We start from the raw sequence: 13,037 nt of genomic DNA, 5'->3' as shown, positions 1-13,037 counted from the left end.
CACCGTTGTTTTTAACAATTATGCAACATAAGCGGCTAAAAATAACTATCTTTGCGCCAACAAATTTAAAAAAGACAAATTGAGCACATTCGCAGATTTAGGAATCAGAGATGCCTTCATTCAAGGCCTAACCGATATTAATATTAAACGCCCTACCCCAATTCAAGAACAAACCATTCCCCTGCTGATGGAAGCAGGCCATGATTTTGTAGGATTGGCACAAACGGGTACCGGAAAAACCGCAGCATTCGGTTTGCCACTTTTGGAACGTATCAACCCGAAGGGCCGCAAGGCACAAGGGCTAATCTTGGCACCTACACGTGAGTTGTGTCAACAAATTGCCAAACAAATTTTCCGATACACCAAGTACAGTGAAAAGATTTTCACTGAGGCCGTGTATGGTGGTTTCCCTATCGCCAAACAAATGGATAACCTGAAGCGCCAAACGCATATTGTTGTGGCGACTCCTGGCCGTTTGAAAGACTTGATCGACCGTAACGCGATAGATTTACGTCAGGTGAAAACTGTCGTACTCGATGAGGCTGACGAAATGCTGAGCATGGGTTTCAAAAAAGAAATTGATGAAATCCTTCAGTATGTTCCTTCAGCAAAGGATACGTGGTTGTTCTCTGCAACCATGCCTCGTGAAATCGAGATTTTGGTTAAAAAATTCATGAGCCCAGAGGTTATTCGTGTAGAGATTGACAGCGAAAACCGCGTGAATAAAGACATTAACCATAAGTATAAACTCTACAATAAGCACGCTGATAAATTCAAAATGCTGACAGACTTTATGGGCCGACAAGGGCAAGACCGTGGGGTGATTTTCTGTAAAACGAAAATGGCCGTTCGCGAACTTACCGAAAAGCTGAAAGAGTTTGGCTATGCTACTGAAGCCATTGAGGGGGATATGAATCAGCCTGAGCGCGATAAGGTGATGCGTGCCTTCCGTAAGAACCGACTTCAAATTTTGGTGGCTACCGACATTTTTGCCCGTGGTATTGATGTCCATGATTTGGCTTATGTGGTACACTTCCAATTGCCAGAAAAAATGGAATTTTACACCCACCGCGCAGGTCGTACAGGTCGTGCAGGACGCAAAGGGTTGTCGTTGTCGTTGATTCTTCCAAACGAACTTCACCGTTTAGAAGGTATCGCCCGAGAACTGAACATTAAACTGAGTGAATCAAAAGGTAAATAAACTTTTTCCCATCCGGGTGCCTAACGATGTATAACGCTATGGCGTAACACGTGCCCGGTGACAGGGAAAATCAGCACCACTGCTGAGGATATTTACCCTCATCATATTTTAGCCTCATGGATATTTTCCATGAGGCTTTTTTTGTGCATTACAGCTGATCAGCCTCCTGTGTGACCATTCCTCTCATCTATGAGCCCCAACTTCGCAAAGCAGGAAGGCCAAAACCACTGCTCAAATCATCAGCAAATCGAACACTCGCTATTTTTCGTTGAATTACTTTGATTTATTACATCATTTTTATGGGAAAATAATTACATATCCCAGCTTTATTGCATATTTTTAATATTAATCATCAACCTACTTCTTTCAAATTATGATAAGTGCACAAGTGCCTGAAAAAAAATGCCAAGGCTGGGACTGGAAACAATATCGGCAGATGACCGACCCTTTAGCCGACGAAACCATTGCTTTAATTATCGCCAATGCCCAGGGCAACCCTTTCGAAGAAACCAATGCACTTTTCGAAAAGCTGAAAGCCAATCATTATCATTTCGACGAAACCATTCCGTCCTATCTCAAAGACTATTTTGAGAAATGGGATGAACTTCCTGCCGATATTGACATGAATAAAGTCTATAAAGCGGAATCCTTCTTCCAGCAATATGGCACCATGCTTTCAGCCTTGCTGCTGTTAAAATCCCTGCCTGCTACCTATGCCTGTGGCTATGGCGCCGAGGTGCTCCACCGTACAGGCCGACTGGAAGAAGAAGGCGCCAACCTTCGCCCCTTTGTCCGTCGATTAATGGAAACCGCCCAATTTGTCCTGGATATTTTCACTGAAGAAGGTTTCCGGTCAAAAGGAAAAGCGCTCAGAAACATCCAAAAGGTACGTCTGATGCATGCCACCGTTCGCCACCATCTCCATCATGCCCCAAAGCATTGGGACGCTGAAAAACTTGGTCAGCCGATCAATCAACAGGATATGGCGGGCACCCTGCTTTCCTTTTCCGTTTTCCCCCTTCAGGGATTAATGCAAATTGGTATCAAGCCTACCGAAGAGGAAATCGAGAGCTATATTTATGTATGGCAGATTGTCGGCAGGCTGATGGGTGTAGACGAAGAACTGATCTTCAAAAACTTCAAGTCAGGAAGCCATATGGGCATCAGTATCATTCAGGATCAGCGGCGGGAATCTGAAGCGGGGAAGGTGCTGACAGCCACCCTGGTCAGCTTTATGGAAGAAGTTACCCCTGGCAATATCTTCGACGATATCCCTGCGGTATTGATCAACTACCTTATTGGTGATGAACTCAGCACCCTCATCGATTTACAGGTTAATAAGAGTAAGTTTGATGAAAAAGTCCCCGACATTCTGCGGGCCTCGATGAGCCATTTTGAAAATGCCATGGAGCACCGCACCAAACTGAATGCGACGGTCAGGGCGTTCTCCAATCAGTTTTTACAAGGGCTGCTGAATTATTACAACGATCATAAAAAGGTGGCATTTAATCTGCCCCCTACCCTTTACAGGCCCTGGCAGAAAGAATATGCGAACTTTCAGGAATGGCAAAAAATCACGGCCGTTCATGTGCCATTCACCAAAAAATATATTGGCATTTTTAAACGCGACAACGGCATTTAAGCTTTCCGCCAAAAAAAGCCGACCCCTTATGGCGTCGGCTTTTTAATTTCTTGCTGATTGATTTTACCCTGCTGGGCATCGATGTTATCCTTTCACCACATGTACAAATCCCGACTGTGGCTTATGGTTAACGATGGTCACCTTATAATAAAAAGTCTCCGTCTTTTGCCCCAGTCCTCTGCGAGTACCACCCCACTCGTTGTGATAATCTGCATTTTTATAGACTAACTTTCCGGAACGGTCATAAACTTCAAGGCTCACCCGCTCAATTTCATCCAAATGCGGAATTTTGAACGTGTCATTCACCCCATCATTATTCGGCGTAATCATATTGGGCAGTAGCAATGCTTTCTGACTCGCCTGCGCGCTGTAACGCACAGGGTACAGCCCTTCCACTGTGCCATAAATCTGCCCAGATTTATCGTCCATTAATTTGAACACTACCTTCACCGTGCCATTTTTTGCCATCACAAGACTCCCTTTTGTAGCCTGCTGAACTAAATGTGTCCCCTGCGGAATATCCTGAGAAATCACCTCCACCGTACCCCTGAGGTCTGGTAAGTTCACCAAATGCTGACCATTCATAATCTGCTCAGGGAAGTCCTTGATTCGCAATACCGCCTTCGGATCGATCACCGTTACGGTAAACTTCGCCCTTCCTCTATTTTCACTTTGGTCGGTAACGGTCAACTGATGGGTATGCGCATGAACATCCTTGGCGGTGAATTTATACTGATCAAGCTCACGTGCCTTAATCATACAGTTATCATGTGAACCCCCGTCCACCATGGTAGCACTCAGCTTCGCCATTCCATGATCATCAAGCACCAGTAAAGTATCTTTCGCAATTGCCGTTGGCGCAAGCGTATCAATCACCGTTACACTGACGGTAGATTTACTGATGTTGGCACTCGCATCAATGGCGGTCAGCACAACCACATTGACACCCAGGTTTTGTCCTGAAAAGTGAGATTTATCCAATGCCAAAAAAGGCGCACCATCAGCATTATCCACCACACCATCATCAATATCATTTGCTGAAATATTCACCTCGCCTTTTTCATTCAATGCCACAATGATATTTTTCACCTTCAGCCGTGGAGCCACAGGATCCACCACCTTGACTTTCGCCTTTGCAGCGGCAATGTTCCCGCTTTGATCTACTGCTGAAAGGGTTACTGAATAAGTACCAACCGCATGAAAGGTATTTTGATCCAGGGACAGCAGCGGTCTAAAACCATCGTTATCTATACATCCCCGATCCACCTGATCAATACTTAGTTGCGCCGTTCCATCTTCCCGCAAAATAATCCTTGCAGGCTTGGTTAAAACCATCGGCGCGATAGTGTCGAGTACCGTTACTTTTACCATTTCCGAAGCCACATTTTTGCTGCTGTCTTCGGCAGAAAAACTGACCCACTGTTCTCCAAGATCCTTGGTTTGGAAATGGGTTTTACTCACAGAAAGCGCAGGTTTTTGCGGAGCGTTGTCGTCCGTTCCGTTATCACATTGCTCGGCGGTAATCCTTGCGATTCCTGCTGAATTCAGATAGGCGAAAATGCTTTTCGTGTGAAGGAATGGCGCCATAGTATCGACCACCCTTACTTCCGCAGCCGCCTTTGCCGTATTGCCCTGCGCATCAGTGCCCTCGACCATCACCTGGTGCGTACCCATCGTTCTGAATTGTTTTTCCGATAGCTTATAGGTCAGTTGCCCTCCTTTATTATCCTGGCTTCCTGCCACTATTTTTGATAACACCAAAGGTGAAATATGTGCGACTCCCTGTGCATCAAGCGCTATGGAAACTGGCTGCGTCTTTAAAATTGGCACTGTATGGTGATCAATCACAGTAACATTGGAAAATATCGCACTGATGTTACCCGAACTGTCTGAGGCAAATAAGTGAATATGATGAACCCCAGGAACAAGAAACACCTTGGGATTGGGGAAAAACACTTTGCCACCATTGTCTTTCGTGCCCGCATAGACCGTCTGCCAAACTTGTGGTGTCATGGCAATACTGTCGGCATGCTCCAGCGTTATGGTCATACTCGAAGTCGCATTCACCACAGGCTGAGCCATCACTTTTGCGCCTCCAGGCAACACCACATGAGCCACCTGATGATTCACCGTTTGGATTTCAGGCGCCGAATGATCCAGCACCGTTACTATCGCCGTGCCGCTCACTACATTATTGGAAAGATCGACCGCTGTTGCCTTCACTTTGAAATCGCCTACGCCACCAAACTGCTGCTGATCTACTTTCCATGCTACTTTGCCACAGTTGTCGGTCGTTCCTTTAAACATCAAGTCCAACTGTTCCGCTGTCAAAACCGCCTTGCCATCAGTACCCAAAGTAAGGTGTACAGGGTTCAGCACCAAAGTAGGTTTCAGTGTATCGACTACCCGAACATTCAGTTCTATCGTCTTGCTGTTCTGCGATAAATCCGTCGCCGTGAGCTGTGTAACGTAAGTCCCAACCTCCGTAAAGGTTTTAATGCCTGCGGTAAAATCAATCGCCTGACTGCTGTTGTCGCTGCTGCCTGCATATAAACGCTGAAGCAAAGCCGGTGACAATTCCACTTTGCCATCACTTCCCAAAGGAAGCACCAACTGACTTTTCTGATCAACCACTGGGTAGGCTACCACAGGCGACTGACCTGAAATAACTTCGCTCACCACCTGATGATTCACCGTTTGGATTTCAGGAGCCGAATGATCCAGCACCGTTACTATCGCCGTCCCGCTCACTACATTATTGGAAAGATCGACCGCTGTTGCCTTCACTTTGAAATCGCCTACGCCACCAAACTGTTGCTGATCCACTTTCCATGCTACTTTGCCACAGTTGTCGGTCGTTCCTTTAAACATCAGGTCCAATTGTTCCGCTGTCAAAACCGCCTTGCCATCAGTACCCAAAGTAAGGTGTACAGGGTTAAGCACCAAAGTAGGTTTCAGTGTATCGACTACCCGAACATTCAGTTCTATCGTCTTACTGTTCTGCGATAAATCCGTCGCCGTGAGCTGTGTAACGTAAGTCCCAACCTCCGTAAATGTTTTGATGCCTGCGGTAAAATCAATCGCCTGACTGCTATTGTCGCTGCTGCCTGCATATAAACGCTGAAGCAAAGCAGGTGACAACTCCACTTTGCCATCACTTCCCAAAGGAAGCACCAACTGACTTTTCTGATCAACCACTGGGTAGGCTACCACAGGCGACTGACCTGAAATAACTTCGCTCACCACCTGATGATTCACCGTTTGGATTTCAGGCGCCGAATGATCCAGCACCGTTACTATCGCCGTCCCGCTCACTACATTATTGGAAAGATCGACCGCCGTTACCTTCACTTTGAAATCGCCTACGCCACCAAACTGCTGCTGATCTACTTCCCATGCTACTTTGCCACAGTTGTCGGTCGTTCCTTTAAACATCAGGTCCAATTGTTCCGCTGTCAAAACCGCCTTGCCGTCAGTACCCAAAGTAAGGTGTACAGGGTTGAGCACCAAAGTAGGTTTCAGTGTATCGACTACCCGGACATTCAGTTCTATCGTCTTGCTGTTCTGCGATAAATCCGTCGCCGTGAGCTGTGTAACGTAAGTCCCAACCTCCGTAAAGGTTTTCATGCCTGCGGTAAAATCAATCGCCTGACTGCTGTTGTCGCTGCTGCCTGCATATAAACGCTGAAGCAAAGCAGGTGACAACTCCACTTTACCATCACTTCCCAAAGGAAGCACCAACTGACTTTTCTGATCAACCACTGGGTAGGCTACCACAGGCGACTGACCTGAAATAACTTCGCTCACCACCTGATGATTCACTGTTTGGATTTCAGGGGAAAGAGTATCCTGAACGGTAATTAATACATTCTTGCTACTTTCATTTCCAGAAACATCAATTGCCGAGGCGAGAACATTATACTGCCCTGGGGCTTTAAATTTCACCTGATCCACATGATAAGTCATCGGCGTCTGGCTGTTATCAAAAGTCCCTTTGAACAGCTGCGCCAATACCACTGGAGAGATCTCCGCTTCACCTGTCTGATTAAGCTGAAGCGTTTGAGGATTCACCTTTAAGGCGGGTGCGATATTATCTTGAATCGTTATTTTTGTATTTACTGAAGTGATGTTATTGGAGGCATCTTTCACCTGCACGGTCACAGGAAAAGTGCCGACCTCATTAAATGCCGTTTGATTCACAGTATAATTCAGCGGCCCATGCGCATTGTCCTTGGCTGATACCAATTGGTGCTGAATCACCTGCTGAGTAAGTTCAACTTTACCGAAACTGTCAAGTGTTAATGTCAGCGGGTGCGCTTCCACCACAGGGGGCAAATTATCCACCACATGCACGGTCGTGGCAAGGCTCACCTTATTTCCCGCATAGTCAATGGCGGTCAATGCTATTGGCTGATTCCCCAACTGTTGCCCATTAAAATAATCGCGGCTGAGCACTTTTTCAGCAATCCCTCCACCATTATCCGATATTTTATCAATTAATTGCGCAGGGCTAATGCTCACATTCCCTTCCGCATTAAGGTAAACGGTGACATTGTTTTTCAAACTTACCTTCGGAGCGATACTATCAATCACCGTGATGACGCTTTCTCCACTGGCCACATTACCAAAAGCGTCCTTCGCAGCGGCTTTCACCTTGAAGGTTCCCGCAGTATGAAAAATCTGCTGCCCAATACTGTAAGTTAAAGGCCCCTGGCTGTTATCGGTTGTACCCGCAAAAAGCTGCGACATTTCCGCAGGTGAAACCTTGGCCTCTCCCGCCTGATTGAGGTAAACGGTTGCGCCATTGAGCTTCAATTGTGGCGACTGATAATCGACCACTGCAACGGTGGATTTCACCTTCACAGAATCGTTGATCGTGAAAACCACAGGAAACTCACCCGTATGTGCAAATACCTGCTGATTGACCGCTAAAGTCTTTACCTTTTCCGGTTGGCCCAGCGTATTTTTTACCTGCGACATTTCAAGCACGGCCTTCCCTTCGGGGTTCAAAGCGACCACCATCGGCTTGGCCATTTCCCCCCAACTACTCCAGGTATTCAAATGGGCTTCGAGAAGGTCCTTTGCATAGGGGTTTGGGGCATGCTCATCGACAATCCGTACCTTTGCAGGCTGGTGAGCGACATTGCCCGAACCATCTTTGGCGGTCAGGAATACCAATTGAAGGTCTGCATCTTTTGCTGTAAACTGATGGCGGTCAAGGGACAGCTCGGGAGCAATCCCACTATTATCAAAACTGCCGTTGTTGATTTGCTCAGGCGTAATTTGGGCTTTGTGTTGCTGATTCAGCTTAATGGTAATATTCTTTGTTTTTACAACAGGAGCAATATGATCTTTGACCTCCACAGGCACTTTCAAAATGGCCTGATTTCCCGACTGATCTACTGCTTCAAGCTGGATTTCCTGATGCGGATGAACCAAATCGAGGGATCCAAAAGTCAGCTTTCCAGAAAAAACACGAACGGTAGGTTTCGGATCGACATTATCCACGACGGTATCATACAAATCCGACAAGGCCAACACCCCATGCCCCTGCGCATCAATATTGACTACTACCGCTGATTTTTTCAGTGGTGTAAATACAGGGGCTGTCTGGTCCTTCACATGAACTGTTACCGCATATTTCGATCGGTTCCCCGAAGGATCTGTCGCAGTGATCAGCAATGGAAAATCACCAATCCCCTGAAATAATTCCTGGCTGAATTGAACACCAACCTGGCCTTTGCTATTATCCGAAGCCGAAATTAAAATACCCTTTGAAACTATATGAACGTCCTTTTTATGCCCAATATAAATCGTTGTATCCTGGGCATTAATCATTGGAGGCTCCACATCTTTCACCCTGACCGTTACGGTCGCTTCATTGGAATAGAAAGACGTTTTTTGCGCATCGAGGGCATCCATAAATCGATAAGTGAAATGATCCACCCCTGCGAAACCCTGCTCAGGAACATAAATTACCTGATTAGATTTTAGGTCAAAATCGGCCTTTCCATGCTGAGGCTGCTGGGTAATTTGCGAGGCACCACTATTCAATTTCGCCTGCCCATCAGCATCAGTATCGTTGGCCAGCACATCTACCGTTGCTTCATCGTTGGTATTGATCGTTACCTGATCATCATTGGCATGCGGAGGATGATTATTCACATAGGCGATTTTCATCGTGATCGTCCCTTCGGCAAGGTCGCCATCCCGATCTTTCACGGTGAACTGAAAAGGGTCATCACCAAAACCATCCTGATTTGCAATATACTGATATTCCCCCCGCTGAGCGTCAAGGATTTTTACTTGTCCGTGCACTGGAGGGTTCGTTATTTCAAAATGAATGCCCCCATCGCCAAGCCCAGAGGCAACAAAACTTTTGATCGTCTTTTGCCCTTCATTGATTGAAAATTGTTCGCTTCGTACCGCAGGCATATCGTTCACATTGGTGATTTCCAGCACCGCCGTGGCATGTACCGTACCGACATTGGTATGCAGGGCATAGCCAAACTTCTGAACCCCATAATAATCTTTAAAAGGGCTGAATTCAAAAGTCCCGTCAGGGTGGAAGGTAAACTTACCGTGCTGGTTCATGCGGTCAATGTCTGAAGCACTGACCGTAAAACGCGGCGTGGTGGTTTTACCGAGATCATTGGCACTTACATCGCCATTGTACTGGGCTCCCGCATCACTTTCCGCAAAAGTAAACTGGTCATTTTTTGCCACTGGCGTAACATCATTATCAAGGATGTTCTGCGAGAAAACAGTATTCTTCGGATTGAAGATATCCGAAACCTGCGCATGAAAATGAAGCTGTACCCGATGGTTCCCATTCACGATATTGTTATCAGCAGTAGGAATACTGATGACTTTTTCCACCTGATTTTTTTTGAACAACAGCGTTCCTTTTAAATGAGTGGCATTCCCCGAAGGAAAAAGATTCAGCACATTGCCCTGCGAGACGGGCTTGAGCTCATAGTTGAGGCTCAGATTCGCCCCCAGAGATTTTGTCAGGTGCACATGAAATACCAGATTATCCCCCTCGACAATGGGCATAGAAGCGACCACCAAATCTGCCTTGGCGTCTTTATCGTTGATCACCGCATCTACCTGATGCGTAGAGTTGGCGGCATCTGCCTGTTTGTAATGGTCTGCAAACAAAGAAAATACTTCTGCAGATTCTTTCACCCGATCCTTCAAAGTAGGACAAGTGGTGAGTTCAAAAGATTTTGTAAACGGTTTTACCGTAAAAGTTTTTACTGCTGAAGAGCCCACAAAATCGTGCGCTCCATCTTTTGGGGCATTCAGGTCTGTGGCCATTTCCGCCGAACCTCCTTTGAGGTAATACTGAAACGTGATGGGTTCCTGACTTTGCCCCTCGGCGCCGTTGATCATCACCTGCCCATGAAATTTCACTGGGTCGCCCTCAGTTACCGGCAAGGCGGAAAGAAAGATTTTCGCCTGATCATTGTCTTTGATCGTGATCGGGATCGTCAGCTGATCGCGCTCCCCTGTTGTCCCCTCTTTTTTGATTCCTTTGACATGGGTTGCCGAACCGACCGTCAGTTCCAGGCCCTCATCAAGCTCTGCCAACTGATCATCCTTAATGGCAAAAGAGATCGATTTATGCGTTTCCCCCGGGGCAAATTTTACCGTTGCCTCAGCAGGCTGATTCGCCCCCATTTGGTAATCGGTGGCATTGGCAGGATGCGCCCCGGCAGGTGCTAAATGATAATGAAAACTGATGGGTTTTGAAGAGCCTGAAAACCCTGATTTCCCATTGCTGAGGTCAAAATTCACCACCACACGGTCGTTTTGCCCCTCGACAGGTTCAAAGGTATTTGATGAAACCACCAGCGAAGGCTCAGGGTCGTCATCATCTATGATAATCGGAAAGATCACCGTCCCATTGGCAATGCCAGTAACGGCATTTTTGATATTGTATATTTTCAGAAAAGCCTGCTCCTGATCTTCGTTCTGGTCATCATCGATCAGTTTAAGACTGATCGGGAATTCATGATCTTGTGGCCTTATCAGTCCCGTAGCGGTAGTGTTAAGGACAATGTCCTGGTCTTTAGTGGTGGTTTGGTTCAGTAACGCATAATCAAAAGTAATGTCCTTTTGGGAGTCCTGAAGTCGCTTTAACACAAGCTTCACCATACCATCTTTTTCATTGACATGAACAGTGTCCATATCAAGCTTCAAATTGGGCATCACCCGCACCGCCTTGGAAGGATAAGTACGGCTGCCACAGGTGGTTTTGGCCACAACAACATACTCTCCGGGTGTTTTCAGCGGTAACTTCGCCTTGTTTTTCCCAGAGAAATCAGACATCAACTGCCCGTCTTTATACCACTGATAATCGTAATCCTTGACCGCATCCTTAATCAACACACTCGCATTTTTGGCCTGTACCCCTTGAGTATCCACACCAGCACTCAGGTTGGTATAAGGGACGGTTCCAAAGCCAGAATAAAAACCTCCGGCACCAATACTGGAATCATGAATGGTCAGGGCCACATTCACAGGGCTGTCTTTGTCATCAGCCCAGACGTGGATGCCCGATGCCTTATCAATACCACGAAGTTTAAAAACATACCAGGGCTTCTTCACCACCTTTCCACTGGGCAGCGTTTCCTCCTGTGCTCCCTCTTTCACTTGTGTTGCATTGCTCAGGCGGTGAACTTCCCCACCGTCAATCTGATAGGAAATTTTATCCGTCAGTGCAATAACCCTCAATTCCGGTCGGCCAAGGGTGTTGGCGTAAGAAATACTGACCTCATGAGCCCCATTACAATTCAGTCTGGGTACCAAAAACATTCCCGGCGTATTTCTACCAACCCTATGGTCGTCGGATCCTGCCGTGGTCTGATATACATAAATGGGATCGTCAGAAGAAATGTACATGTATTTCTCCCCGCCGCCATTGGATTTATAATCTTTATTCTTGATGATCCAATATTGCCCAGCATCCTTTGTCTCCCTTACCTGATGTCCATTCACCGAAATGCTACTGTGGTCTTTGGTGGCCACCACCAACACTTGTTCAATTTCTGGCCATTGGCTGCCACTTGGTCCACGCGCAATAATGTAGGAGTTCCCCACCAAATTTGTCGGCACCAACTGATCCATCCCGATATCGTGGCCATAATTTTTGCCACCACCACCACACCAGGCCCCTGCATTCACCACAATCTTTCGCCCATTGGTATGCAGGTGCGTCCCAATAATAGCGTTAATATCCGGCACTTTGCGGTTCGCAAAACGATCCTTGTCTGAAGCATCTCCAAAGTGATAGCCCAGCACATAGCTGTCCCCTTTGTTCAGGACAATCGTTTTCTGATGGCTGCTGCCAAGCAAATCATATTTTCGTGTTTTGGGGTTGTAGAAGTCAAAGCCATTTTTATTTGAAATGGTCACCTGTGTAGCGTCTTCCAAAGCGAGAATGGAGATAAAATCATTCCGTCGGGAATCGTTGGTGGCACTACAGACCATATTACCGGTGTAAAAGTCCGTTCCTGCCGCAAACTCCCCTTTGGAGGTTAAAATTCCTGCTTGCGGATTACTCAAATGCGTAATATTGACAAAGAAACTTTTAAGTGGATTGAGGGATTTAAATACCAGGCCACCACCTGAAATGCGCTGCCCGAGGAGCTGCTTTTCATTCACCAAAAGCACATCCTTAATCTTGAGCTCTTTATTCACTCCTTCCGCGCCACTGCCTATGGTAAAGGAGGCTTTCTGGTCTCCAAAAATGGAGGAAATATTGACCTTGTTGTGAGAACGACTGCTGCTATTATAATCTGCCAGTTTTATCCGTGCAGGGTTCGATTCTGAAATGGTGAATGTTTTTACAGGGCGCAACACCCCATTTTCAAAGATGCTCATCGAGACTTCCATTTCTTCCTGCTGATTGGTCGAAAGAATGGCGAAATGCTCATTGATATCTGCCTGAATTTTAAGGTTTCTGTTGTGCCCTTTCAAAAAATGGTCATAGGAATGCCCATCGACAGTTTTTTCACAGAAAAAAGGAGGGATGTAATGAATGTTACTCTCCTGCGCCTTCACTTTAAAGGCTGCACCTAACAGTAAAAGAAATAGTACGAAAGTAAGCTGAAAATATTTACATCTTACCTTAAAATCATGATTAACTGGAGTCATTGGCTATTGAAACAACTGAATATCAGTATTTAA

At 46.3% G+C, this 13,037-nt stretch carries 3 protein-coding genes; 2 read left to right on the top strand and 1 reads right to left on the bottom strand.

The genetic code is table 11. The features are described from left to right. Positions 1–79 precede the first annotated feature (79 nt). Both AABK40_RS13955 and AABK40_RS13950 read left to right on the top strand, forming a co-directional pair. Positions 80–1,201 carry a DEAD/DEAH box helicase gene (locus tag AABK40_RS13955; protein WP_332921480.1) on the top strand — a complete coding sequence of 374 codons (1,122 nt, stop codon included), beginning with the start codon at positions 80–82 and terminating at the stop codon, positions 1,199–1,201. 373 nt (positions 1,202–1,574) lie between these two features. Continuing rightward, positions 1,575–2,843 carry an oxygenase MpaB family protein gene (locus AABK40_RS13950; RefSeq protein WP_332921479.1) on the top strand — a complete coding sequence of 423 codons (1,269 nt, stop codon included), beginning with the start codon at positions 1,575–1,577 and terminating at the stop codon, positions 2,841–2,843. 84 nt (positions 2,844–2,927) lie between these two features. Here the strand turns inward: AABK40_RS13950 and AABK40_RS13945 are convergent, their stop codons facing one another. Next, positions 2,928–13,004: an Ig-like domain-containing protein gene (locus tag AABK40_RS13945; RefSeq protein ID WP_338398330.1), complete on the bottom strand. Its 10,077-nt coding sequence runs from the start codon at positions 13,002–13,004 to the stop codon at positions 2,928–2,930. Positions 13,005–13,037 lie beyond the last annotated feature (33 nt).

Origin of the sequence: Persicobacter psychrovividus (assembly GCF_036492425.1) — a bacterium.
In the GTDB taxonomy this organism is placed as follows: Bacteria; Bacteroidota; Bacteroidia; order Cytophagales; family Cyclobacteriaceae; genus Persicobacter; species Persicobacter psychrovividus.
This window is presented reverse-complemented; position numbering and strand designations above follow the sequence as displayed.